General features: G+C 31.5%; 26 protein-coding genes. 8 read left to right on the top strand and 18 right to left on the bottom strand.

Translation table 11 applies throughout. The annotated features are described in order from the left end of the window. Positions 1–6 precede the first annotated feature (6 nt). On the bottom strand, positions 7–768 hold the full coding sequence (locus tag Q0K54_RS09195; RefSeq protein WP_294580433.1) for a YARHG domain-containing protein: 762 nt from the start codon (positions 766–768) through the stop codon (positions 7–9). A gap of 196 nt (positions 769–964) precedes the next feature. Between Q0K54_RS09195 and Q0K54_RS09190 the strand changes: the two genes are divergently transcribed. Both Q0K54_RS09190 and Q0K54_RS09185 read left to right on the top strand, forming a co-directional pair. Beyond that, complete coding sequence (locus Q0K54_RS09190) at positions 965–1480, top strand: zinc ribbon domain-containing protein (protein ID WP_294580430.1); 516 nt, start codon at positions 965–967, stop codon at positions 1478–1480. A 102-nt stretch (positions 1481–1582) separates the two neighbouring features. After that, positions 1583–3343, top strand: a complete 1761-nt coding sequence (locus Q0K54_RS09185; protein WP_294580428.1) for an ABC-F family ATP-binding cassette domain-containing protein — start codon at positions 1583–1585, stop codon at positions 3341–3343. 10 nt (positions 3344–3353) lie between these two features. Here the strand turns inward: Q0K54_RS09185 and Q0K54_RS09180 are convergent, their stop codons facing one another. Genes Q0K54_RS09180 through ftsE form a run of 5 tightly spaced genes read right to left on the bottom strand, consistent with a single transcriptional unit; the run spans position 3354 to position 7925 of the window. After that, entirely contained in the window at positions 3354–4226 is an 873-nt protein-coding gene (locus Q0K54_RS09180; RefSeq protein WP_294580427.1) for an alpha/beta hydrolase, read from the bottom strand. Next, positions 4223–5599, bottom strand: a complete 1377-nt coding sequence (locus Q0K54_RS09175; protein ID WP_294580424.1) for a transglutaminase-like domain-containing protein — start codon at positions 5597–5599, stop codon at positions 4223–4225. The genes Q0K54_RS09180 and Q0K54_RS09175 overlap by 4 nt, the downstream gene beginning before the upstream one ends. Positions 5600–5612: 13 nt before the next feature. Next, positions 5613–6287, bottom strand: coding sequence for a GNAT family N-acetyltransferase (locus tag Q0K54_RS09170; RefSeq protein WP_294580422.1), 675 nt, complete (start codon positions 6285–6287; stop codon positions 5613–5615). A gap of 43 nt (positions 6288–6330) precedes the next feature. Further along, complete coding sequence (ftsX, locus tag Q0K54_RS09165; RefSeq protein ID WP_294580419.1) at positions 6331–7242, bottom strand: permease-like cell division protein FtsX; 912 nt, start codon at positions 7240–7242, stop codon at positions 6331–6333. Further along, a complete protein-coding gene (gene ftsE / locus Q0K54_RS09160; RefSeq protein ID WP_294580416.1) occupies positions 7242–7925 on the bottom strand; it encodes a cell division ATP-binding protein FtsE in 684 nt (227 codons plus the stop codon). The genes ftsX and ftsE overlap by 1 nt, the downstream gene beginning before the upstream one ends. Positions 7926–8116: 191 nt before the next feature. On the opposite strand from ftsE, the gene Q0K54_RS09155 reads away from it, so the two are divergent. Further along, on the top strand, positions 8117–8311 hold the full coding sequence (locus Q0K54_RS09155) for a hypothetical protein (protein ID WP_294580414.1): 195 nt from the start codon (positions 8117–8119) through the stop codon (positions 8309–8311). A gap of 18 nt (positions 8312–8329) precedes the next feature. Here Q0K54_RS09155 and Q0K54_RS09150 read toward each other — a convergent pair whose 3' ends face one another. From Q0K54_RS09150 to Q0K54_RS09130, 5 genes are all read right to left on the bottom strand, one after another. Then, on the bottom strand, positions 8330–9115 hold the full coding sequence (locus Q0K54_RS09150) for an inositol monophosphatase (protein ID WP_294580411.1): 786 nt from the start codon (positions 9113–9115) through the stop codon (positions 8330–8332). Positions 9116–9153: 38 nt separating this feature from the next. After that, on the bottom strand, positions 9154–10011 hold the full coding sequence (locus Q0K54_RS09145; RefSeq protein WP_294580409.1) for a YitT family protein: 858 nt from the start codon (positions 10009–10011) through the stop codon (positions 9154–9156). Between the two features lie 10 nt (positions 10012–10021). After that, positions 10022–11119, bottom strand: coding sequence for a peptide chain release factor 2 (gene prfB, locus Q0K54_RS09140; protein WP_294580407.1), 1098 nt, complete (start codon positions 11117–11119; stop codon positions 10022–10024). Next, on the bottom strand, positions 11119–13752 hold the full coding sequence (gene secA, locus Q0K54_RS09135; RefSeq protein ID WP_294580404.1) for a preprotein translocase subunit SecA: 2634 nt from the start codon (positions 13750–13752) through the stop codon (positions 11119–11121). Before secA ends, prfB begins: the two co-directional genes overlap by 1 nt. Before the next feature lie 180 nt (positions 13753–13932). Then, positions 13933–14130, bottom strand: coding sequence for a cold-shock protein (locus Q0K54_RS09130; protein ID WP_294580402.1), 198 nt, complete (start codon positions 14128–14130; stop codon positions 13933–13935). Between the two features lie 258 nt (positions 14131–14388). On the opposite strand from Q0K54_RS09130, the gene Q0K54_RS09125 reads away from it, so the two are divergent. The 3 genes from Q0K54_RS09125 (at position 14389) to Q0K54_RS09115 (ending at position 17791) form a co-directional block, all read left to right on the top strand. After that, entirely contained in the window at positions 14389–15492 is a 1104-nt protein-coding gene (locus tag Q0K54_RS09125) for a DEAD/DEAH box helicase (protein ID WP_294580399.1), read from the top strand. Beyond that, positions 15459–16088, top strand: coding sequence for a ComF family protein (locus Q0K54_RS09120; RefSeq protein ID WP_294580396.1), 630 nt, complete (start codon positions 15459–15461; stop codon positions 16086–16088). Before Q0K54_RS09125 ends, Q0K54_RS09120 begins: the two co-directional genes overlap by 34 nt. A 152-nt stretch (positions 16089–16240) precedes the next feature. Then, positions 16241–17791 carry a ClC family H(+)/Cl(-) exchange transporter gene (locus Q0K54_RS09115; RefSeq protein ID WP_294580393.1) on the top strand — a complete coding sequence of 517 codons (1551 nt, stop codon included), beginning with the start codon at positions 16241–16243 and terminating at the stop codon, positions 17789–17791. 23 nt (positions 17792–17814) lie between these two features. Here Q0K54_RS09115 and Q0K54_RS09110 read toward each other — a convergent pair whose 3' ends face one another. Both Q0K54_RS09110 and Q0K54_RS09105 read right to left on the bottom strand, forming a co-directional pair. Continuing rightward, entirely contained in the window at positions 17815–18261 is a 447-nt protein-coding gene (locus tag Q0K54_RS09110; RefSeq protein WP_294580391.1) for an S-ribosylhomocysteine lyase, read from the bottom strand. Further along, positions 18249–19130 carry a DegV family protein gene (locus Q0K54_RS09105; protein WP_294580388.1) on the bottom strand — a complete coding sequence of 294 codons (882 nt, stop codon included), beginning with the start codon at positions 19128–19130 and terminating at the stop codon, positions 18249–18251. Before Q0K54_RS09105 ends, Q0K54_RS09110 begins: the two co-directional genes overlap by 13 nt. A gap of 197 nt (positions 19131–19327) precedes the next feature. Here Q0K54_RS09105 and Q0K54_RS09100 point away from each other — a divergent pair, with 197 nt between their 5' ends. Further along, a complete protein-coding gene (locus Q0K54_RS09100) occupies positions 19328–19930 on the top strand; it encodes a YigZ family protein (RefSeq protein WP_294580385.1) in 603 nt (200 codons plus the stop codon). Positions 19931–19975: 45 nt separating this feature from the next. Next, entirely contained in the window at positions 19976–20437 is a 462-nt protein-coding gene (locus Q0K54_RS09095; RefSeq protein ID WP_294580382.1) for a dUTP diphosphatase, read from the top strand. Between the two features lie 33 nt (positions 20438–20470). On the opposite strand, the gene Q0K54_RS09090 is transcribed toward Q0K54_RS09095, so the two are convergent. From Q0K54_RS09090 to Q0K54_RS09070, 5 genes are all read right to left on the bottom strand, one after another. Further along, the gene (locus Q0K54_RS09090; RefSeq protein ID WP_294580379.1) at positions 20471–20860 is read right to left on the bottom strand and encodes a metal-dependent transcriptional regulator; all 390 of its coding nucleotides are present in this window, start codon (positions 20858–20860) and stop codon (positions 20471–20473) included. Beyond that, positions 20857–21495: a class I SAM-dependent methyltransferase gene (locus Q0K54_RS09085; RefSeq protein ID WP_294580377.1), complete on the bottom strand. Its 639-nt coding sequence runs from the start codon at positions 21493–21495 to the stop codon at positions 20857–20859. Before Q0K54_RS09085 ends, Q0K54_RS09090 begins: the two co-directional genes overlap by 4 nt. A 35-nt stretch (positions 21496–21530) precedes the next feature. Beyond that, positions 21531–22088, bottom strand: coding sequence for a TetR/AcrR family transcriptional regulator (locus Q0K54_RS09080; protein ID WP_294580375.1), 558 nt, complete (start codon positions 22086–22088; stop codon positions 21531–21533). A 111-nt stretch (positions 22089–22199) separates the two neighbouring features. Continuing rightward, positions 22200–23675: a polyphosphate:AMP phosphotransferase gene (gene pap / locus Q0K54_RS09075; RefSeq protein ID WP_294580373.1), complete on the bottom strand. Its 1476-nt coding sequence runs from the start codon at positions 23673–23675 to the stop codon at positions 22200–22202. A 169-nt stretch (positions 23676–23844) separates the two neighbouring features. Then, positions 23845–24926: hypothetical protein (locus Q0K54_RS09070; RefSeq protein ID WP_294580370.1), on the bottom strand; the 1082-nt coding region annotated here is incomplete at its 5' end.

The raw sequence follows: 24926 nt of genomic DNA, 5'->3' as shown, positions 1-24926 counted from the left end.
TCAATTTTATTGACTCTCGTGACTTCGAATAAAATCAGCATTTTGTTTTTCAATCTCAGTTAATGTATCCTCGTTAAAATCATCAGCCTCAATCGTTCCATGATACCATGATTTAGAGTCAAAATAGCTTTGTAACGTGGCATCATTAAACTTACGACCATGACGGGCATAAATCTCATTCCGACCAATTCTTAATTCTTGAACCGTTTTTCCCTGTAAATCAGCCTCTGTCAGTAACTGCGTAGCACTATTAGGGAAAATATAATCTTGACTACTATCCGTTGATGTCGTCTCTTTAACAGTAACTTGACAAATAACTTCTTTATTTTTATAACTAACAGTTATTTTAGCTGTTCCTGCACTCACTCCTTTTACCGATCCTGAGTTAGAAACTGTTGCAATCTTAGTATCGCTACTTCTAAAAGTAGCATCATCCTGGTTGCAATCAATTTTTTGACTTTCACCTACTTGAATTTCCATTTTGGTTGGATCAATCTCTAATTGGACATTAGTATTATCATCTCTAGTAATTCCAACTGTATCTTCACCGGTATAAACTGGTTTATCATCAACAACAAAAAACTCATAAATAAAGAAAGCTCCACCAACAACTATCATAATTGCAATAATCACAATAATAACTATTTTGGGATCAATTTTATTAACTTTTTGATGACTACGGCGTAATTCCATTTCAATTTTAGCGCCACAATTTTCACAATAATTATCTCCAGGAGTCACTTCATGACCACAATTTTGACATTTCATAATCATCCCTCGTTTAACCTAATATTTATCAAATTATAGCATAATAACTATTTTTTGTATACACTTCCAAAATTATGATAATTAAGTTAACATGAACATTTTATTTAGACATTGTAAAAAAATGACTAACTAATTAAAAAGATTGACAATCTTAGAAATATTTTATTTAATATTACCATAACAAGGAGGGAATAAAATGTATTGTTCTAACTGTGGTAAACAAATACCTGATGATGCCCGTTATTGTCCAGAATGTGGTAACAAAGTTGTTGCTGATGAATCTTTTAATCAGCCATATCATGATTTTGAAAATAATTTTGAGCGTACTAACTGGCAATCAAATAATACTTTTCAATGGAAAACTTCAGCAATTGTCTGGTTTGCGATTATAGTCTTAGGTTGCATAGTGACTATCTATACCTATAGTCAATTATTTAATTACCCATATATTAGATATATTGGATTTAATCCAATCATTATTATCGCTTTTGAAATTTTAGCTGCTGCTTCAATTATTATTTTAGTTTCTAAAAGAATCAAAGCTTGTATATATGCTTTTTATGTACTGAAACTAGTTGAAGTAGTTTATATATTAATGCGTTTAGGTTCGTTTTTAAATTCAGCATATATCTTAGGATTATTTATTGGACTTGCTTTAAATATTTTAATTACCTATCTGGTTCTTAGAAATTATTGGGATCAATTAAACTAGCATTATTTTGACAGTATTGCCTTTTATGGTTACTGTCTTTTTAATTTTTTTACAAACTAAGATATTACATGTTATAATTACTAAAAAATGAGGATGATATAGATGTTAATAACTGTAAAAAATTTAACTAAGGTCAATGGTATCAAAACGATTGTTGATGATGTTTCTTTTACCATTGAAGATAATGATAAAGTTGCATTAGTCGGAATTAACGGAACTGGTAAAAGTACGTTATTAAAAATATTAGCTGGAAAAGAAACATATCAAGGTACTATTTTAAAGAAAAAAGATCTTGATATTTCTTATTTGCCCCAAAACCCGGAATTTGATAAAAACCTTACTGTCATGGAACAAGTTTATCAAAAAATCGATTCATCAAAAGTCAATGAATATGAAATTAAAGCTACGTTAAATCGCTTTAAAATTACTAATCACCAGCAGTTAATCAAAGAACTATCTGGGGGACAATTAAAACGAGTTGCTTTAGCAATTGCTCTGTTGCATCCAGGAGAGCTATTAATTCTTGATGAGCCAACCAATCATTTAGATAATGATATGATTGAATATTTAGAAAAGTTTTTGATTAAATTTAATAAAGCCATCTTTATGGTTACCCATGATCGTTATTTTTTAGAACGGGTCACTAACAAGATCATTGAAATAGATCGAACTAAACTTTATGAATATCAAGCTAACTATACTAAATTTCTAGAATTAAAAGCTACGCGAGAAGAAGAAGCATTAGCCAGCCAGCATAAGCGTAAACAATTTTTAAAAAAAGAATTAGAATGGGTTCGTTCTGGCGTACAAGCTAGAACAACAAAAAGTAAAGATCGTTTGCAGCGCTTTGAAAAATTATCTAAAATTGACGATGTTGAAACTGTAAATCAAGTGGAAATGATTTCTACTGCATCAAGACTAGGAAAAAAGACAATCGAATTACTTGACTTAACGATGAATTATGGAGATAAGATCTTATTTGAACACTTTTCATATTTATTCAAACCTGGCAATCGGATTGGTATTCTAGGTGATAATGGTTGTGGTAAAAGTACGCTACTGAAAATCATCGCTAAAGAAATCGAACCTACAGGTGGGCAAGTAATTCAGGGGCCAACGGTTAAAATCGGCTTTTTTAAACAAATGAGTGATGACTTAGATGAAAATATGCGGGTAATTGAATTTGTTCAAAAAACGAGTCATAATTTAAAGACAGAGGAAGGAACTTTCAGCGCTAAACAAATGTGTGAGCGTTTCTTGTTTGATTCCAATTTACAACATACTTTAATTTCGCGTTTATCTGGTGGTGAAAAACGACGCTTATATTTATTGCATGTTTTAATGCAGGCACCAAATGTATTATTACTTGATGAACCAACTAATGATCTAGATATTACTACTCTAGCAATATTAGAAGATTATCTTGATAGTTTTAATGGATTAGTAATTACGGTATCCCATGACCGCTACTTTTTAGATCGGATTTGTGATGGGTTATTTGTTTTCAATAATCAGCAGATCACTTATCATAATGGTGGTTATACTAATTATATTGAAACTGCTAAGCCAGTTACTACTTCCAAGAAAGAAACCAATCTTTATTATCAACAGCAAAAAAAGCAACAACGTAAAAAACAGGTTCGTTTAACTTATAATGAAAAAAAAGAACTGGAAACAATTGAACCAGAAATAGTTGCTTTAGAAAAACAGGTCAATGATCTAAATCAAGATATGATTACTTATCAAAATGATTATGATAAATTAATGGAAATTACAGCTAAACATGAAGAATTATCTGCCAAATTAGAAGAAAAGAATTTGCGGTGGTTAGAATTATTAGAAAAACAGGAATTAAGCAATTAGAATCCCAGATTTACTGGGATTCTTTTTGACATTGATTTAAAAAATTGATTATAACCTGATAAGTCGGTTTGGTATAAAAAATTGAACGTCCATGATCAGCCTTAGCTACTTTACAAAAAGTCACTTGATAATTATATTCTTTTAATTTTTGATATAGCTCAACTGATTGTAAAAATGGAACCACATGATCTTTCGAACCATGCATAATTAATATTGGTGGTAATGTCATTTGTTCATTAAGATGATTAATCGGCGAAGCATCATAATATAATTGGCGATTTTCTTCTAAAGAACATCCTAATAGATCATAAACATTTTGATTTTTAAGATCATGTTTTGAATAACCTTGATCAATCGTTAAAAAATCAACGGGTCCATAAAAATCAAGCATTCCGGCTAGCGGTAATAAATCATCAGCATAATCAAACAAGACCATCAAAGCTGTATGCGCCCCACTACTATCACCACTTAAAAATACATGATCAATATCAATCGGATAATTTTGATAATTATTTTTTAGATATCTAATGGCCTCTTTAACATCTTCAATTTGACTTGGAAACCGATGTTTTGGTGCATAATGATATTCAACAATGGCCATGCAGTATCCCGCCTTGACAATAGGAACAAAATCAAAGATATGATCATTTAAATCCTGCTGATACCAGCCAGATCCCTGAACATGAATGATCAATGGATATTTTAAAGTTTCATCTAAAATAGTATTAGGAACTAATAATCTAATTTTCAAACCATCAGGATGATAAACAAAATCTTGCATTCTAACTCGAAGATTAGTCATATCACCAGTTACTTCGATCATGCCAGCAACTTCATCAGTATATTCCGGAAAATTTTTATAACTATCGTTTTTTATGATCATTTTGTTACCTTCTTTGCTTCTATTACTTCCAGCTTAATTTGATAATCTTTTAAATATAATCCGCGATCTTCTAATTCAACTTCACCAGTTTGATTATCATAAGGATCTTGGCGAATGAATTTCTTTGGTGGATATAAATCAAATTGGTATTCACTACAAGCTGGCATTCTAAATGGATCTAAGTGTCCAAAATAGTATTGCCACCGCTGGAAATCTCCATTTCGATAAGCGCTACCCCCAAATGAACAATCAGCATATAGCCAGCCATAAGGAGCAACATAAAATTTTGCCCAATCATGATTTCCGATATCATATGGCGTAACATATAGACCAGCCTGCCAGGTTGCAGGAATTTGACAGATTCGACATAGCGTAATAAATAATAAGGCCTGCACACCGCAATCACCCTTTAAACCAAGTGCCGCATATTCACTAATATTAGGAATACAGTAGTAATTACGAACAAATGAATAATTAACATGGGTCGTAATGTATTCATAAATCTTTTTAGCTTTTAATAAGTTATTCGTTTCATCTTGAACAATTTCTTTAGCTAATTGTTTTAAATATGGAGTAAAAACGATATGTGGTGCCTGTTCCTGCAAATAAAAATTTGGTTGACTATCTAAAACCTGATTGTAATCTAATTCTTGATATTCAATGACATTATCAAATTCATATTCAACTGAAAATGATGTTCCCTGACTAGCTTTTTGGCTAAAATAAACTGTTCGCTGTGGATAATCACCGGGACTTAAATATTGATAAGCTGGTGTTGTTTTTATTAGTTTAAAATTCTTAACTTGTCCGTTTTCAAGCGGTAATGGTAAATGAACTTTAATGATTTGATCATCATTTAAATTATCAATTTCAATTCCTGTTTTTAAATGAAAATGATAAGTTAGTTGTTTCTTTTCTTTGATTTCTTTAATTGTCTGATCTAGCAATTCAAAATTAACATTACGACTGGCAATTTTATTTTGGTCGATCAAACGAGCAACATAATCATTACGAGTCTTAATGATATTGTCTAAAAAATCACTTCTAAAATGCGCTTTTCCTTCAATAAAAATCCACTCAACCGCATTTTGATCTTGTAATTGCTGCAATTCTTCATCTTTAAAGTCTTTAAAATTTTCATGACACATTTTTAAAGCCTGATCATAACTGACTGGATATTCGCCAGGCATTCTTTTGATAATTTCTTGTTCGTGAATCAAACGTTTTTTTAATGCTAAAGGAATATCTTGATTTAACTTAGTCTCGATAACTTTTTCCATTCGTGTAAAGGCTCCATACCACTTTAATTTTAAAAGTTCTTCTGGTAATGGTATTTCTAAGTATTTTAAATCTGTATATTGGTAATCACTCATATTTTTCTCCCTTCTAATACCACGTAATAATATCGTCAGCTTGAATAAAACCAAGTTTTTGATGAAAGCAATTAGAAATATCATTATTGATAGCAACCTGAAGATAAATATCTTCATTATTTTTTAAACGTTGATTAATTAAATAGCTTTCTAAAGCGGTACCAATTTTTTGATGTCGATATTGCGGTAATACCTCAACAAATCCAATCGATCCTTCATCATGAATGCCAGCAAAACCAGCTATTTTTTCGTCAACAAAAGCTCCAATAAAAACATTAGCTAATAAACGCTCTTTTAAATATTTTTCATCAACTGCAGTTTCATAATATTTTTTAACGATATCTAGATATTCAATTCCTATTGGTCTAATTTTAATATCTTTTAATATTTTAACATAATTTTGTCGATAACAATATTGATAAGCGATGATTTGTGGTAGTCGGTTAAACTTTTCTTTTAGCAACTGCTCAACATTACTATTATGAATTGCCAGAGTATTAAACGATAATAGCTGACTAATAAAACCCTCAACTTTCTTTTGGCTTCCTTTAATAAAATACATATCATGATATAAAAAGACCATTAAGTCTTGATCATAATTAATAACTTCAGCCCCATGTTTATAAACATAGATAAAGTCGACATTATTTACATAATCTTTATTTAATTCCTGTAATATCCTATCCATAAACTTTCTCCCAATAAAAAAAGGAAAAGAATCGCTCCTTTTCCTAGATTTTTAAGAAACGTCTAATTGAAACAAAACTTCCAATTAAACCAACACCAGCACCAATAGCTACAATGATCAATGAAAAATCACGAATAAATGGCATTGGTTCTTTTAAAGCCAGCATCGCTGATAATAAAGCCCCACCAGCATAATCATAAACCATCTGGTAACCATAAACTAAAACAATAACTGGAATAATAGCACCAAAAATACCAATCAACATTCCTTCTAACATAAATGGAATTCTAATATACCAGTTGCTGGCACCAACCATACGCATGATACTGATTTCTGTTTGTCTAGTAGTAATGGTAATTTTAATTGTATTAGCAATCATGAATAATGCAACTACTACTAATCCAACAATAAAGATCGTTCCTCCAGTTTGAATCGTCTGCAATGTCTTAACCATATTTTGAGTTGATTGACCACCATAATTAGTACTATTGACATTAGGAATTTCTTCAATTTGGCTGGCAATATCTTGAATATGACTTGGATCACTAACTTCAACTTCATAAGCAGCTCCTAATGGGTTATCTTCACGATATGATTCAAATAACTGAGCACCATCTTCACCTTGAGTTTCAATTAGTTTATCTAATTCTTGATCTTTAGTATAATAAGTAGATTTAGTGACACCATCAATAGCATTGATTTGTTCACCAACAGCCTGTTCGGCTTCACTATCGATATTTCTTTCTAGTTTGACATAAATACTAACTCCCGATTCAATATTAGAGCTAATATCTTGAACATTTAAAGCTAATACCCCAATTACTCCAATTAATAACAAAGTAATGGTGACGGCAAATATTGACGAAAATGACATAACACCATTACGCCAAATATTTTGCAACGCTGTTTTAAAATGACGTGGTAAGTTTTTTATACAACTAACTAATTCGTTCATTAGATTTCATACCCCCCTAAACTAGTATCAGCATTGATACATCCGTTTTCAATTAGAATTGTTCTCTTTTTATGTTCTTGAACAATTTTACTATCGTGGGTAACAACTACGATCGTTGTATTTTGCTTATCATTGATTCGTTCTAGAATCTTAATAATTTCTTCTGATGTTTCTGGATCAAGATTTCCAGTTGGTTCATCAGCAATTAAAACTTTAGGACGGTTGACAATTGCCCGGGCAATTGCTACTCGCTGTTGCTGTCCTCCGGATAATTCATGAGGAAAAGCATTAACCTTTTCTTCCAAACCTACCAATTCAAGTGTTGCCCGAACTCGCTGACGAATTTCAGCTCTAGGAGTATCGATAACCTCTAAAGCAAACGCCACGTTTTCAAAAACAGTTTTTTTCGGTAAAAGTCGATAGTTTTGGAAGACAACTCCAATATTTCGACGAAAATATGGTACTTTTCGATTTGATAATTTTGATACATCTTGACCAGCAACTTCAACTTTTCCAGAAGTTACTTTTTCTTCCCGATATAATAGTTTAATAAAAGTAGATTTCCCTGATCCTGTCGTTCCTATGACATAAACAAATTCACCGGGATCAATTGTAAGACTAACATTGTTTAAGGCTCTAACCCCAGTTTTATAGATTTTGGTAACATTCGTAAGTTTGATCATATTAATTAGCCGTCGTGACTTGTCTCCTTTCTGTTATAAAGTTGTTATATATTCGATTTTATTACTATTCAATTTTAAAATTTTTAAGCTCAGAGGCTTCATGGGTATTATAGCATACTTTGACAAATAAAGTTACAAATACTGTCATTATCACTTAATTTTTGATACAATAAAATTAAAGAGGTGACAATATGAAACGGATATGTCCAATATGCCAAACAGAACTAAAAAATAATTGCTTTGTTAAGGATAATGGCATTTCTAGCTTAAGTTATCTTGAGCTGATCATCAAAGATGATGATTTAAAAAAGACTAATCATGAACTAAAATGTTGCTATTGTCCTAACTGTGGCCATGTTGATTTTTATGTCGATTTACATAAATAATCAACCGAAAAGAAATCATTACGATTTCTTTTTTGTTATAAAATCATTAACTAATTTCATAACTATTTCTTGATTTCCAACCACAACATCACTGATAATTTTTGGCTCTAACGGCTGACCTTGATAGTCAACTACCAGCCCACCAGCTTCTTTTATAATTATCATACCGGCAGCATAATCCCAAATTTTAAGTTTTCTTTCCAGATAAGCTTCTAAACGCCCACAGGCGCACCAGGCCAAATCTAATGAAGCACTGCCACTACGACGTATATCAACACAATTTTTATAAATTGTTTTAAACAACTCAAAGTTATCATCAGCCTCACTTCGATAATATGGACTAGTTCCAATAGCAATTAAACTGTTTTTTAACTGCGTTTCTTGGCTTACATGAATTCTTTGTCCATTTAAATAAGCCCCGTTATCTTTAGATGCATAGAAAAGTTCTTTTAAATATGGCTGATAGATAATCCCTAATATCGGTTCATAGTTTTTAATCAAAGCCAATGAAATTGAACTAAAACGATAATCATGAATCAAATTAGTTGTTCCATCGACTGGATCTAATACCCAGCAAAGCTCTTGTAAATTAGCATGATGCTGATTATTTTCTTCACCTAAAAACTGAATTTTAGGATACCACTTATTTAATTGTTTGTAAATGAATTCTTGGACAGAAATGTCGATTTCACTGACAAAATCGGCTGGTCCTTTAGTGGCAACATCATGAGGCGGTTTGAATAAAGTACCCGCTTCTTTAATTAGTTTGATTATTGGTTCAATTTTAACTTCTATTTTAATCACCTCAAGATATTTAAAATGCTGAAAATCAGCACTCAAGTTTATAAATCAATATTTGGAAGGGTGAATCCTCGTCCTTTGACACTATGAGTAGCATTACTAATAATAAATGCTGTTGGATCAACTTTTAAAACTAATTCATTTAATAAATGCAATTCTCTTTTAGAAACAACTGACATTACTGCATACTGATCTTTTTGCTGGTAACCAGTCGTAATATTTAATAAGGTACATCCGCGATTAATGTCTTCATAAACAATCTGTCTAATTTCTTTCCATTTAGGTGAGATAATAGTAACCTGAACTTTTGTTTCTCCTATCATCATTACCTGATCAGTCACAATTGTTAAAATAATTACAACAGTGATTGCATATAAGACTTCTTCAATCGTAATGGGACAGAAAATAACTTGAATAAGTAAGACTAAACAATCAAAAATATTGATCAACCATGCTAATGACATCCCTGTTTTACGACTGATGATCATCGGTGGAATATCCATCCCTCCGGTGCTGCCACCAACTCTAAAAACAAGACCAGCTCCAACTCCCATACACAATCCGGCATAAATAGTGGCTAAAATAGGATCATCGGTGATAGTTGTTAAAGCATCAAATTGTTCTAAAATAGCCAAAAAGGTTGGATAAATAAAAGTACTTAATAAAGTCCCATAAGCGAATTTTTTTCCTAAATAAAAATATCCAACAATAAACATTACAATATTAATAGCATAAACTGTATATGAAATATTAATTCCTGTTATAGCTTTAACAGCAATCCCAATTCCAGAGGCTCCACCAGAGATAAAACCAGCTGGAGTAATAAAAGCACAAATTCCAAATGCTAGAATAAAATTCCCGATAATAATTATAATTGTTTCTTTCAATATTTTCTTCATTCATTCCCTCCTACATCGTTGTTTTTAAATAAGCATAAATAAAATCATCAAGATCCCCATCTAAAACCGCTTTAGGATTATTAGATTCAAAGTTACTGCGATTATCTTTAACTAAAGAATATGGGTGTAAAACATATGATCTAATTTGAGAACCCCATGCTATTTCTTTTTGTTCTCCTTTTAATTCCTGTAACTGACTAGCCTGTTTTTCTAACATCAACTGATATAATTTACTTTTCAACATGATCATGGCCTGTTCCCTATTTTGAATCTGACTGCGCTGACTTTGACAAGTAACTACGATATTTGTTGGAATATGAGTAATTCTAACAGCCGAATCGGTTTTATTAATATGCTGTCCCCCAGCACCACTTGCTCGATAAGTATCGATTTTTAAATCACTGCTTTGAATTTCAATTTCAATTTCATTATTGAATTCGGGCATAACATCAACGGAAGCAAATGATGTATGTCTTCGTTTAGCTGAATCAAATGGCGAAAGTCTAACTAAACGATGAACACCTTTTTCGGCCTTTAAATGACCATAAGCCATCTCACCTTTTACTAACATCGTAACTGATTTGATTCCTGCCACATCACCGTCTAGATAATCTAAAACTTCTACTTTCCAGCCTTTACGAGTAGCATAGCGCTGATACATTCTAAATAACATATCAGCCCAGTCTTGACTTTCAGTTCCACCAGCACCAGGATGAATTTCTACTATTGCATTTAAATTATCATGTTCTCCAGATAATAACATCATCTTTTCAAATTCGGATAGTTCTTGTTCAAAAGCTAAATAATCGCTTTCTAAAATTTCTTGAAATTCCTGGTCATCGGTATTTTTTACTAGTTCATAAGTTTCATTTAATTCATCAAGTTTTTGTTTTAATGAATCATATTGATCAACCGTTTTTTTCATCCGATTTAATTTATCATAAATTCCTTTAGCTTTATTGGCATCGTCCCAAAATCCCTCTTGTAAAGTTACATTAGTGAGTCCTTCAATTTCCCGCCGATATCCTTCAATATCGATCGTCTGGTAGAACTCTTCTATTAATAAATGGGCTTTTGCAAGCCCATTTTTTATCTCATATAATTCCATTACTTAAAAGTTAATTCCATTTTTAAATGAGGAATTTGCTGTTCAGCTTCACTACCAGGACGAACACCCATATGAACAATATTCCGAGAAATCGTATCAGCGATACTACTTGTCATTTGTTCAAACATATAGAATGCTTCTTCAGTATATTCAGCTAAAGGATCTTTTTGGGCATAAGCTCGTAAATAGATACCATTTCTAAGTTTAGTCATAGCATCAATATGGTTGATCCAAGTATAATCAATTACACCTAAAAGAATACTTCTTTCATACTGTAATTTCTTTTCTGGTGGTAAATCTTTATTAAAACGACTAGTATATTGATTGAAAACTAAGTCAGTTAAAGTATCAGTCAATTTTTTAGGATCTTTTTGTAAAGATTCGCAGTTGTTAGCATTGATTTCCACTAACAACATATAATTTTTAGCCACAAAGTCAACAACACCTTTAACATCGATGATATCTTCTTTACCATCATGTTTAGTATATTGACGAACTGTCATTTCAATTGCCTGATTAAACATTCCCTTAACGATATCATCAAGATTACTTTCAGACATAATATCATCACGTTCTTTATACATGATTTCACGTTGTTGTCTCATAACATCATCATATTCCAGGATATGTTTACGAGCATCAAAGTTTTGACCTTCTACTCGTTTTTGAGCACTTTCAATTGCTTTAGTGACCATCTTATTTTCAATAGCCTGATCATCATCTAAATAATCTTTAAATGAACTTAAGCGATCGCCACCAAAACGTTCCATCAAATCATCTTCAAAAGAAACATAAAAAACTGAATAACCCGGGTCACCTTGACGACCAGAACGACCTCTTAACTGATTATCGATACGTCTTGATTCATGACGTTCAGAACCAATTACGGCTAAACCACCGATTTCAGCTACGCCTTCACCTAATTTAATATCGGTACCACGACCAGCCATGTTTGTAGCGATAGTTACCGCTCCACGTTGTCCTGCTTTTTCAATGATCTCTGCTTCTTTAGCATGGTTTTTAGCATTTAAGACGTTATGTTTAATTTTACGACGTGTTAACATCTTTGATAATAACTCTGATGTTTCAACCGAAACTGTACCAATTAGAATTGGTTGACCATAAGAGTTACGTGCTTCAACTTCCTGGCATAAAGCTTTAAATTTATTAGCTTTAGTTGAATAAATTTTATCATTACGGTCATCGCGAATAACTGGACGGTTAGTTGGAATTTCAATAACTCGCATATTGTAGATTAATCTAAATTCTTCTTCTTCTGTTTTAGCAGTACCAGTCATCCCGGCTAATTTATTAAATAATCTAAAGAAGTTTTGATAAGTAATCGTTGCTCTAGTTTCGGTTTCTTCTTTAATTGGAACCCCTTCTTTAGCTTCGATGGCTTGATGTAATCCATCAGAATAAGCTCTTCCTGGCATCACACGACCAGTGAATTGATCAATGATCATAATTTTAGCATTACGAATATCCCGGCTGCCATCATCAGTAGCTACCATATATTCAACATCTCTAGTCATGACATAGTTAGCTTTTAAAGCCTGATTAATTCGATGAACCAAAGATGTGTGTTTTGGATCATATAAGTTATCTAAATGGAAACCTTTTTCGGCTTTAGTAATCCCACTAGCAGTTAAAGCAACTGTTTTGCTTTCAATATCGACTTCATAATCGATATCGGCTTTTAATGACTTAACAAATTTATCAGCCTGTAAATATAAAGCAGCAGTATTTTTACGACCACCAGAAATAATTAATGGTGTTCTAGATTCATCAATTAAAATTGAATCGACCTCATCGATCAAAGCAAAATTTAGTCCTTTAACTAATACTTTGTCTTCTAAACGAGTAACCATGTTATCACGTAAATAGTCAAAACCTAATTCAGCATTAGTGGTATAAGTAATATCACAACCATGAGCGGCTCTTTTTTGATCTGGTGTTAACTCTCGTTTATTTAAACCGACAGTTAAACCTAAAAAATTAAAAACTAAACCATTATTTTGAGCATCACGACCGGCCAAATAATCATTGACAGTAACTACATGAACCCCTTTTCCAGTTAAAGCATTTAAATAAACCGGAAAAATTGAAGTTAATGTTTTTCCTTCACCAGTTTTCATTTCGGCAATATCACCATCGTGAAGAGTAATAGCTCCCATAACTTGAACTTTAAACGCTTTTAGTCCTAGTTTACGATAAGCCGCTTCACGAACAACCGCATAAGCATCAATGATAATATCGTCTAGTGTTTTTCCATTGGCTAATTGTTCTTTAAATAAATTAGTTTGATTAGCTAATTCTTCATCACTCATTGCCTGATATTTAGGCTCTAAGCTTAAAACTTCATCAGCCATCTTATCTAATTTCTTTAATTGTTTTCTTTCATCATCAAAAATTCCTTTGATCTTCCCAACCAAACTTTTTTTAGTTGAATGGGGAGTAGTACTAAAAGGAATTACTTGACCACTATATTCACCTTGGAAATCTTCTACTTTTATATCTTCACCAATTTCATCTTTTAAATCAACAATGTTATTGGCATTTTCCGGATTAAGTCCTTCTTTTTCTTGTTTCTTTTTCAGTTCTTTACGAATTTGTTCTCTTCTATTCGCCATGAAATACACTCCTTACTATTTTTCTATCGTATTATAACATTTAAAGTTACTAATTTAAACCCCTAAGTGCATTATCAAATCAGTTTCATAACAATGTAAAATTTACGTTAAAATCAGCTTAATTACAGTTTAAAAATACAAATAGAAGCCAATGTTACTTCCATTGGCTTCCCTCCTTTTTTAAATTTTTACCACTCGTTTGGCTTGCATTCCGCGTTTACTTTGAAATAATTCAAATTCCACCAGTTCCCCTTCGTTTAAAGTTTTATAGCCATCTTGCACTATTTGACTATAATGAACAAAAACATCTTTACCATCACCACGATCAATAAATCCAAACCCTTTTTGAGCATTAAACCATTTTACTTTTCCTTGCATCTAATTCACCTCTTTAATCATATGGTCAATTTTAGTATATGTCAGTTATTTAAAAAAAGAAAAGCAATTCAATCGACAAATAATTTATTAATAAAAATAAACTCTAATTATGGCAAAAGCTTTGTCAAATAAAGCTTTTTTATCAAACAAATATAAGAATTTTATCAGATTTTCATAAGACTTTTCAAAGACAAATTTATCACCAATTTGAGACAAAAAACATGGGTTTTCGAGGTATAATATAACCAGGTGATGAAGATGATCTGTCCACGATGTAGAAACCAGGATCCCCAATATTTTTATACTTTTAATCAAATAACATATTGTCGTAAATGTATTGGTATTGGAACTAAACAAGTAGTCCAGCTTGAAAATCGTCTTTTAAATAATAAAGTTAATTATCATTTAAACTACCAGCTGACGCCTTTACAAAAAGAAATATCCGATCAACTGCTTTTGCGCTATCGCCAACATCTAAATACGCGTTTAAAAGCTGTCTGTGGTGCTGGAAAAACCGAAATAACTTATGCAGTGATTAAGTATGCCCTCAACCAAAATCAGCATGTTTGTTTTACTACACCACGAAAAGAACTAGTAATAGAACTAGCTAACCGCTTTAAAAGTCACTTTACTAATGTTGATATTACTTGTGTCTATGGCGGTCATAGTCAAAAAACTTCTGGTCAATTTATTATTTGTACGACCCATCAGCTATATCGCTATTCTAATTGTTTTGATTTATTAATTTTAGATGAATTAGATGCTTTCCCTTATGCCAACAACGATGTCTTGAAAGGAATGTTACAAAATAGCATTAGAGGCAATTATATCTATATGTCAGCTACTTTAACTGACGATCCAGATTTACTAATGACCAAACGTTATCACGGTCATTTACTAGACCTACCAAAATTTCATCGAACACTAACTAGTTTATCTTATCTAATTTCTATTATTAAAATCAAACAATATGCCAAGTTACAAAAGCCGGTGATCGTTTTTGTTCCAAGTATCCAATTGTCCACCAAGATTGCCCAGCTTTTTAAATTAGCTGGTTTAAAAAGTCAAGCCTGTAGCTCTAAAACAAAAAACATTGCTTATTATCTAGAGCAATTAAAAAACAAACAGCTTGACGTAGTAGTAGCAACTACAATTTTAGAACGCGGTATTACAATCGATAATGTTCAAGTCATTATCTTGCAAGGTAATAATCGCATCTATAATCGGGATACCTTAATTCAAATCTGTGGCCGGGTAGGACGAAATATCCATCATCCATCAGGGAACATCGATATTTTTGCTCCTTATAAGACTAGAGCTATCAAGCAATGCATCGAAGTCATCAAACACGACAATGCCTGATTTGTTTTAAAGAAATTGGAAAACAGCCTAGTCTTTATCATCTTTGTCACCAATCTTCACTATGTTTTAACTGCCTGAATCAATTTACCATTTATAATCAACAACATCTTTTCCATGGTTATCCTTTAACGATCTTATATCATTACAACGATTTTTTTAAACAAATCTTATTTCAATATAAAGGCCAGGGCGATTACGCTTTAAAAGATGCTTTTTTAAATGCCTTTTATGATTTTAAAATCCGATATCGGCGTCATTTGATTGCCATTGTTCCCAGTAGTAAACAAGACGATCAAAGACGGGGTTTTAATCCTAATGAAATGATCGTTCGTAGTTTTAGTAATAATATTTTTACTGGTCTTTATAAAAGTGCGGCTTACAAACAAACCAGCCAGAATGATCGTAGTCAAGTTAAAAAGATAATCAAGATTAAGGATGGTAATATGCTGACAAATCGGGATGTGGTTATTTTTGATGATGTTATTACCTCTGGTAATACGATCATAGCTTGTGCAAATTTAATTGCATCTTTTCACCCTAAAAGCATATCAATTATTGTGATGGCAAGTAATCAGATCCAGCATTTGTTTACATGAATATTACACACCGGTTAAATCACTAATAATATTTAAAAACATAGTGAATAAAGCAAAATAGTTCAACTATTTTGCTTTTTTGTCATTATCTAAAAAGTTCCTTTACTAATCGTCAAGATTCGTTTTATAATGGATTAGAAATGGGGAATTTTATGAAAAACAGGTTATTAAAGTTATTAGATTTTAAACGTTTTAAATTAGTTGTGTTATTTGAAGGGTTAATCGTTGGAATTGTCGGTGGTTTAGTAGTGGTATTGTATCGCATCTGCTTAAGTAAAAGTGCCACTTTATTACAGCAAATCTTAGCTTTTTGTCAAAAATCATTATTGACTATTATTTTATGGTTTGTTGTCTTGATCATCCTAGCTAAAATTGTCAGCAAATTATTAAAATATGAATCCCTAATTTCTGGTAGTGGTATCCCACAGCTAGAAGGAGAATTAGCCGGGAAAATTGATGCTAACTGGTGGCGCGTTTTATTATGTAAATTTTCTGGGGGTTTTTTATCTAGTTTAGCAGGTTTAGCTTTAGGTCGTGAAGGACCTTCTATTCAGCTAGGCGCCATGGTTGGAAAAGGAGTTGGTAAGATTTTAAAACGTAATAAAACCGAAGAACGTTATTTGCTTACTTGTGGCGCCAGCGCTGGTCTAGCTGCAGCATTCCATGCACCATTAGCTGGAGTCATGTTTGCTTTAGAAGAAGTTCATAAACATTTTTCGGCACCATTATTAATCTCAGTAATGACCTCATCAATTGCTGCTGATTATTTGATGTCACAAATATTATCGATGGATCCAATCTTTAATTTTGAAATCGTTGGAACAATGCCGACAAAATATTATTGGATGTTACTGATCTTAGGGGTTATTTTAGGGATTTTAGGTGCTTTTTACAACAAATCATTATTAACTATTCAAAAGCTTTATGATCGTTTTAACCTTACGACTTTTCAAAAGTTATTAGTTCCTTTTATTCTAGCTGGTATTTTAGGCTTTACAATTCCAGAATTAATTGGAAATGGTGATAATATCGTGGAAATTTTAGTTTCGAATAATTGGAGCTTGAATTTACTATTATTTTTATTAATTGGCAAGTTTCTATTTGCGCAAATTAGTTTTGGTTCCGGGGCACCTGGTGGCATCTTTTTTCCATTACTAGTTATTGGTTGTATCATCGGGGCTATCTTTGGTCAGGTGGCTCATCTTTATTGGGGATTAGAAGCCAGCTATATTAATAATTTTATTTTATTGGCAATGGCCGGTTATTTTACAGCTATTGTTCGGGCTCCGGTGACTGGAATTATTTTAATTTTTGAAATGACCGGTACTTTAAATCATTTACTTTCAATTGCCTTAGTCACCATTGTGGCCTACATTGTGGCTGATTTATTAAAATCTAAACCTATTTATGAAAGTTTATTAGAAAACTTATTGAAAAAACGCAACTTGCCAACTTATCAGGGAGTTAAAGAAAAAGTTTTATTGGATTTTATGATTGTTGCCAATAGTCATTTAGAAAACAAGCAATTAAAAGATATTAATTGGCCTGATAATAGTTTAATTGTATCGTTATATCGTGATGGTAATGAGTTTATCCCTCGAGGCAATACTTATTTAAAAAGTGGCGATACTATTATGGTCATGTGTGATAAAGCTAAAGAAAGTTTGATATATGACCAGATTTCTAAATTAATCAACACTTAAAAAGCTGTCAATAACGACAGCTTTTATAAATAATGATATTGATGTTCCCAGCTGCTATCAACAAAATACTTAGCAGCTTTTTTAGCTTCTGGTAAATCCATATATGTGTAATTACCACATTCTTCTTTTTTAGCTCCTGGAATTTCCTGATTCCAATTAGCGATTTGATTATATATATCACGAACAATTTCAATCACTAATTCAAACTCCAAATCTCTAGTAATCAAATAAAATCCTGTCATGCAACGCATTTCTCCAAAATAAATGATTTTATCTTTATAAGGTCCATTTCGAAGCAAAGTGGCTCCAATATGTTCAATTGTATGGGCGGCTTGTGGTTTTAAAGCTGGTTCAATATTAGGCGTTGTCATTCGAATATCAAAAGTTGTTAAATCCCCATCAACTCGGGAAATATAGACACCTTTAGTTAATTTAGTGTGATCAACACTAAAACTAGTTATTCGTTCCATGATAGACCTCGATATTTTCTAATATATTGATATCCAACACCACCAACACCCATATGAGCTCCAACTACGGCCGGAAGTTCTCGAACAGTTATATAACACTCCCCGATTCGTTTAATTATTTCTTGTTTCATTTGATTTGCCAGATCATCGACTAAAACATGTTCGATAGCTATAATATAATCTTTATTATTGACACCACAATCATTGATTAAATGATCAATGATTCTTAAATTAGCTTTTTTAATAGTTCTAACTTTATCAAAAGTATCAATTTTACCACCAAGCTTATAATTCAATTTCATTACTGGAACAATTTTCAATAAATTTCCTAACAAAGCTACCGCTGGAGTAATCCGACCACCTTTTTTTAGATGATCCAAATTAGGAACCATGATCAATGTTCCAGAATCTTCAACCATATCTGTTAAGATCTTTTCAATTTCATCAATACTTTTTCCTTCATCAATTAACGTTTTCGCTACTCGAATTAAATAACGTTGATTGCTGGCCGTACCTTTAGTATCAATCAAAGTAACTGGAATATCGACCATATCACAAGCAAGTTTCATCCCATTTAAAGTTGAAGATAAACCAGTGGCAATTGGCAAGCCAATAATATGTTCATAGCCAGCATCTTTGATTTTACGCACCATTGCCTGAATTACTCCAGTTGGTGGCTGTGAAGTCATGACCATTTCACCAGTTTCTTCCATACGTTTAAAAACTTCTACGGCACTTATTTCTTCTAAATCCAAATAAGTCTTTTGTCCCATCGTAATTGTCAAAGGAACAATGAAGATTCCTTGATCTTCTAAAGAACCAATCGGAAATTGACAGCCGCTATCTGCTAATACAGCTATTTTTTTCATAGTCCTTGCAACTGTTGACAACCTATATTTTTCAACAGTATTCTCCTTTCATTATATTTTCATCTTAAAAGATGTTGTATGATTATTAATTCATTTTCCCATAACAAAAATTGTTATTAGCTATGAATCTAATATACCAAATTTATTAACTTTTTGCCAGTGATATATGTTATGATAATAAAGAAATGAGGGATTAGATGAAATCAGTACAAGAAACCAGTGAATATCGCTGGACAATTAAAAAATCAGAATTTATCTGTACTTTGATACCATGTAATGACACTGATCAAATCAATGATATTATTGACCATTATCAAGAGATTTATCACGATGCAACTCATAACTGTATCGCCTATATTGTTCAAAACCAAAAAAGAGCCTATGATGATGGGGAACCTAGCGGTACTGCCGGATTACCAATGCTCGATGTTTTAGAAAAAAATGGGCTAACTAATATCATTGCCATTGTCACTCGTTATTTTGGCGGAATCAAACTGGGAGCTGGTGGTTTAACTAGAGCTTATCGTCAAAGCGTCGCTGATGCCATCAAAGAAGCCACGATCGTCGAAAAGCATTTAGTGCCACTATATAAAATAACTATTGATTATACGTTTACTAAAAAATTTGAGCATTTATTAAAAGTCCATAAAATAAAATGTATCAACAAAGAATATTTAGATCGAGTAAGTTATCAGTGTTATTTAGAAGATGAAAGCTTTTTAGAAATCGTCCAAGATTTAACTAATAATACATATGACCATGAGTTTATCAAAGAAGACTACATTGAACATAATTCATGAAAATGACATAAAAAAGAGTATAATAGATATTAGAGGTGAAATTGAATGAACGAAATCAATAAAATCTATCAACAACATGTAAGTCATGAATTAAAACTTGTCAGTAATCCTGACCATGCCGTTTTAAACAAGGATAAAGTTACTGCCAAAGTATTAGCTTTTCTTTGTGAATTAGGTAAAGTTGGTGAAGAAGCACATATCTTTAGTTTTTGGGATCATTCTTCAACTAATGATAATGATTTATTGGATAGTTACCTAGATGCTTTGCATATGTTAATGTCAATTGGTTTTGAACTACATGTTGATAATTTAAAAAACTATCAGGAAATTAATGATCCAATTAGTAGCGCAGATCAATTGATCAAAGTTTATCATAGTGCTTTGAAAATTAATGAAACTTATACTTTTGAAGCTTTCCAAAATTGTGTTGATGATTATTTTACTTTAGGTTTTAAAATTGGTATTAATTTTGATGCTATTTTAGAACATTATCTTCAAGAATCATAAAAAATTATCTTGATAATGAACCCCATTATTAAATCAATAATGGAGTTCATTTTCTTTAAACGATCTTTTTGTTCTAACATTTTTTATGATTAGATCAATTAAATCATCATCAAAATTTTCTTCTAATTTTACAGCATATTCTTGGGCCTGATAGAGCTCTATCCCTAATTCAACTAACAAAATAACTAGTTGCTGATATTGTAAATATTGTTTTCTCGCTAGTAAAAATGATTTATCTGTTAGCCTTATTTCATGATTTTCAACAATAATCAATCCCTGTCTTTGCAATGATTTAATAGCTAACGATACACTAGAACGAGCATATCCTAATAACAATGCTAAATCTATTTGCCGAACACTTTTATTTGTCAGTGAAAGTTGATAAATAGCTCTTAAATATTTAGTCGTTGTTTTAGTATTCATCGTTTGATTGCCTTGACAATATAAGCATCATTAGTAATTTTCTTCCATTCAATCTCTTTAAAATTATCTTTTAACAGGGTTATAATTTCTTTTTTACTATAAATTCTAACATCCCCTTCATAACTAAATCGAACAAAAAAATTAGCAATTGAACGAAGAATAACTGGCAAATAAGTATCTCCAATTATCAAGCATCCCTGAGGTTTTAAAACTCGTGCCACTTCGTTTAAAACAGCAGCTGGATCAGGATAATGATGAAAAGAATCATTACAATAAACTAGATCAAAACTAGCTGCATCAAAAGGTTGCTTCTCACTATCACCAATTATCAAATCAACGCCATCTTTTAGTTTATCTTGAGCCTGATTGATCATTTCCGGTGATAAATCTAATCCGGTTAATTGATAATTAGCATTTTGCTTTAATAATAATTGCATCATCGTACCAGTCCCACAGCCTAAATCCAATATTTTTACTTTCTTTTGGGTTTCAATTAATGATAACATTGCTGGATATAATTTTTTAGCATGTCTACTATACATACTATTATCATAAACTTTAGCTTGATGATTAAATGTATTTAATGATTGTTCTTTTTTATTCATACTATACCTCCAAAAGTGAACATTGTTCATTTTGCTTGATTTTTAAAATCCCTTTAAATAGGGATTTATAATTCTAATAACTGATAAATATATTGCTTTAATAATTTAGCGCTTTTTAAATGATTTTGACAGTTTGATAATACCCCAACATGACCATATGTAATAAAACTGATTAAAACATCAGGATCAGTTACCGCTATCTCCTTTTTACTAATAGCCTGATTGCAGGCTTGCAATAAATGAGGATACATAAACTTACAAATCTTCATCGATAATTCTTCATGCAGCTGTTCATTTTCAATTTGATGAAAAAACTGCTGATAAGAAAACTGAGCATGCTCATTAGCCAAAAAATCATATAATCGATCAATTTTCTCTTTAAAACTTAACTGCTTGTCATCGATCACTTTTAAAAACTGATTACAACAAGTTGTAACATATTGATTCATAGCTTCTTTAAAAATAATTTGTTTTGAATCAAAATAGCGATAACACAATCCTAAAGAAACATTCATCTTTTTAGCAATATCACGCATCGATGTTTGTTCATAACCTTTTTCACTAAACAATTGCATTGCCGTTTTTATAATTTCATTTTTTCTACTCTTAGTTTTATCAGTCATTATCTCACCTCGTTTTCAGTTTTATTATAAGATAATTAATCTAGCTTTACAATGAACAATGTTCATTTTTTTGTTAGTACAACTAACAAAAAAAACGAGACCGCAGCCTCGTTAATCTTCTTTAATTCGTTTTTCAATTTCAGCAATCAAAATCTTCATTGCTTTAATTCGGGCGTATTTTTTATCAACTGATTCTAATACATACCATGGGGCAAATTCTGTATTAGTCTTTTGCAGCATTTCAGTAATAGCAGTTTCATATAAATCCCACTTTTCACGGTTACGCCAATCTTCATCAGTGATTTTCCACCGTTTTTCTGGCGTATTTTGTCGTTCTGTAAACCGCTTTAATTGAGTCTGGTTGTCGATTTGAACCCAGAATTTAATTACAATAGCACCCCAGTCATACAATTCTTTTTCAAATTCATTCATTTCATTATATGCTCTTTGCCAATCATTTTCACTACATAATCCTTCAAGACGCTCGACCATAACCCGACCATACCAGGTCCGATCATAAATGGCAAAATGGCCATCTTTCGGTAATCGTTTATAAAAGCGCCACAAAAAGTGCCGATTTTTTTCACTTTTCTCAGGAGCAGCAATAGGATAAACGGTATATCCACGAGGATCTAAACCTGATGTAACTCTTTTAATATTACCACCCTTTCCTGCTGCATCCCAACCTTCATAGCCAATAATAACAGGAATTTTTTTACGATAGATAGTATTATGTAATTTTCGTAATTTTTTACGACATTTCTTTAACTCTTTACGATAAGTTTCTTCACTAATAGAAACTGATAAATCATATTCATTTAAATTGATTGTTTCTCGTAATGGGAAAATATTTTCGATAATTGGAGCATCGGTTTTTTCATATTCTAATGCCGTTTTAATACAGCTCATCAATGTTTCTAATACTTGTAATTGTACTAATTTTTTATTAGTCGCATCGATTACATACCAAGGTGCATAAGTGGGGTTAGTTTTAGTCATATAATCATTAAAAACATCTAAATATTTGTCATAATGATCATTTTGCCAGAGATCTTCATCACTAACACGCCAATTGGTATTTTTATGCTTCAATAATTTTTTCATTCGCTTAGCTTGTTCATTTTTGGAAATATGGAAAAAGAACTTAATAACTAGATAACCATTATCAACTAAAGTTCTTTCAAAACGTTGAATGCTGACAATTCTTTTTTCATAGTCAGATTGATCAATTTGCCCATGGATATACGCTTTAACAACATCATTCATCCAGCCATGATCATAAAATGTCGCCATTCCATTTTCAGGAATTCGTAAAAAATAACGATATAAAAAAGGCTTTCTCGTTTCTTCCTCAGTAATTTTGTTCATTGTTTCAACAGTATAAAACCGCGGATCCATATTTTGAATCACTTTACCAAGTGTCGTTCCAATTCCAGAAGCACCCCATCCTTCAAATAAAACTACGACTGGTAATTTCTTTTCTTTTAATAACATTTGTTTTTTAGATAGTTCCAGTTTAGCATTTTCTAAACATTCTTCAATATCAGGAACAATCTCGATTTCTTCAAATTTATAGTCCTTTAACATTAACTTTCCCTCCTATATATGTTTATTGTAGCACTACAATGTAAGCCCTTAAAGTGTGTTTTATAGAAATATTAAACGCCTATTTTAATTATTCCTGATATTTAAAAAATCAACCAAAAAAAGGTGCAAAACTATTTTCATAATCTTGCACCTTCAAAATATTATTAACTTATCGATAAAAATCTAATCTTTTGATTTGATAATCAATATATACTCTATCATCAACTATATCATTATTAAAATATCTGATAATTCGATTAACTGCGGTTTCAATTCCGGTCATTTTAGGAGACTGAATCAAAATAAAATATTGCGTTAAACTGTATTGTGAAAATATATCATTTTTACGTAAATTTTGTTGCATCAAATTTTTTAATAGCTGTGAATAATTTTGTAATTTATGACTATCGTAATGTTCATCTTGATTACGAATTGTCAGCATTACTAAAGCATGTTCATTATTTAGCTTAGTAACATCAATTAAATTTAACTGATAAATTCGTTTAAAAACCGTAAAATCACAATAAAAAGCCCCGGTTACTGTTTCTGATTGATCAAGAACATCTTCAATTTCAATATTTTCAACTTCTACCTCCGGTAGTTTATTTAAACATTCCTGATATACTTGTTTAATTGCTGCTGGTACTGTTTTACCATAATATAAATAATATTTATTTAAAATATTACGATAATATTTCAAGGCCACATCATATTGTTTCATTTGATAATAAGCATCTAATCTAGCTGCAAATAATTTATCATCTTCTATTTTAACAAGATTAGGATGTTGTAATAAATCAATGATTATTTGATATTCATTAGCTTGCTTTAACTGATCAATTATTGATATTAGACTTTCATAACAACTTTTTAAAAGCACCGCATTTTTTTGTTTGATCCAACTGTTATCCTGAAATTCTGGCAGGAATTCATTTTCAAATAAATCAGCTAATTGCCAGGCTTTTTTTACTTGTAAATCAATCGTCTCATTGCTTTCAATGATACTTTCTGCCAGTTTCAATAATTCTTCATAATCAACTACACATTTAACGGCTGGATTCCAATAATAACTATGGCCCTTTGATAAAATACATGGTTCTTTATCATAAAGCATCTTTAAATCTTTTCTAGCCCGATAGACCAGATTTCTAAGTGCTCCGATCGTTACCTGGTTTTCTTTATCCTCCCACAAATATGTTATCAGCTGGCTGGCTGTGATGTTTCTATCCCGATTCATTATCAGATAGATTA

Source organism: uncultured Thomasclavelia sp. (assembly GCF_944324745.1).
In the GTDB taxonomy this organism is placed as follows: domain Bacteria; phylum Bacillota_I; class Bacilli_A; order Erysipelotrichales; family Coprobacillaceae; genus Thomasclavelia.
This window is presented reverse-complemented; position numbering and strand designations above follow the sequence as displayed.

Excerpts from the sequence above, each read along its gene's own strand:
- Q0K54_RS09195 (WP_294580433.1), bottom strand. The coding sequence starts at position 768 with ATGAAATGTCAAAATTGTGGTCATGAAGTGACTCCTGGAGATAATTAT.
- Q0K54_RS09190 (WP_294580430.1), top strand. The coding sequence starts at position 965 with ATGTATTGTTCTAACTGTGGTAAACAAATACCTGATGATGCCCGTTAT.
- Q0K54_RS09185 (WP_294580428.1), top strand. The coding sequence starts at position 1,583 with ATGTTAATAACTGTAAAAAATTTAACTAAGGTCAATGGTATCAAAACG.
- Q0K54_RS09180 (WP_294580427.1), bottom strand. The coding sequence starts at position 4,226 with ATGATCATAAAAAACGATAGTTATAAAAATTTTCCGGAATATACTGAT.
- Q0K54_RS09175 (WP_294580424.1), bottom strand. The coding sequence starts at position 5,599 with ATGAGTGATTACCAATATACAGATTTAAAATACTTAGAAATACCATTA.
- Q0K54_RS09170 (WP_294580422.1), bottom strand. The coding sequence starts at position 6,287 with ATGGATAGGATATTACAGGAATTAAATAAAGATTATGTAAATAATGTC.
- ftsX (WP_294580419.1), bottom strand. The coding sequence starts at position 7,242 with ATGAACGAATTAGTTAGTTGTATAAAAAACTTACCACGTCATTTTAAA.
- ftsE (WP_294580416.1), bottom strand. The coding sequence starts at position 7,925 with ATGATCAAACTTACGAATGTTACCAAAATCTATAAAACTGGGGTTAGA.
- Q0K54_RS09155 (WP_294580414.1), top strand. The coding sequence starts at position 8,117 with ATGAAACGGATATGTCCAATATGCCAAACAGAACTAAAAAATAATTGC.
- Q0K54_RS09145 (WP_294580409.1), bottom strand. The coding sequence starts at position 10,011 with ATGAAGAAAATATTGAAAGAAACAATTATAATTATTATCGGGAATTTT.
- prfB (WP_294580407.1), bottom strand. The coding sequence starts at position 11,119 with ATGGAATTATATGAGATAAAAAATGGGCTTGCAAAAGCCCATTTATTA.
- secA (WP_294580404.1), bottom strand. The coding sequence starts at position 13,752 with ATGGCGAATAGAAGAGAACAAATTCGTAAAGAACTGAAAAAGAAACAA.
- Q0K54_RS09130 (WP_294580402.1), bottom strand. The coding sequence starts at position 14,130 with ATGCAAGGAAAAGTAAAATGGTTTAATGCTCAAAAAGGGTTTGGATTT.
- Q0K54_RS09125 (WP_294580399.1), top strand. The coding sequence starts at position 14,389 with ATGATCTGTCCACGATGTAGAAACCAGGATCCCCAATATTTTTATACT.
- Q0K54_RS09120 (WP_294580396.1), top strand. The coding sequence starts at position 15,459 with ATGCATCGAAGTCATCAAACACGACAATGCCTGATTTGTTTTAAAGAA.
- Q0K54_RS09115 (WP_294580393.1), top strand. The coding sequence starts at position 16,241 with ATGAAAAACAGGTTATTAAAGTTATTAGATTTTAAACGTTTTAAATTA.
- Q0K54_RS09110 (WP_294580391.1), bottom strand. The coding sequence starts at position 18,261 with ATGGAACGAATAACTAGTTTTAGTGTTGATCACACTAAATTAACTAAA.
- Q0K54_RS09105 (WP_294580388.1), bottom strand. The coding sequence starts at position 19,130 with ATGAAAAAAATAGCTGTATTAGCAGATAGCGGCTGTCAATTTCCGATT.
- Q0K54_RS09100 (WP_294580385.1), top strand. The coding sequence starts at position 19,328 with ATGAAATCAGTACAAGAAACCAGTGAATATCGCTGGACAATTAAAAAA.
- Q0K54_RS09095 (WP_294580382.1), top strand. The coding sequence starts at position 19,976 with ATGAACGAAATCAATAAAATCTATCAACAACATGTAAGTCATGAATTA.
- Q0K54_RS09090 (WP_294580379.1), bottom strand. The coding sequence starts at position 20,860 with ATGAATACTAAAACAACGACTAAATATTTAAGAGCTATTTATCAACTT.
- Q0K54_RS09085 (WP_294580377.1), bottom strand. The coding sequence starts at position 21,495 with ATGAACAATGTTCACTTTTGGAGGTATAGTATGAATAAAAAAGAACAA.
- Q0K54_RS09080 (WP_294580375.1), bottom strand. The coding sequence starts at position 22,088 with ATGACTGATAAAACTAAGAGTAGAAAAAATGAAATTATAAAAACGGCA.
- pap (WP_294580373.1), bottom strand. The coding sequence starts at position 23,675 with ATGTTAAAGGACTATAAATTTGAAGAAATCGAGATTGTTCCTGATATT.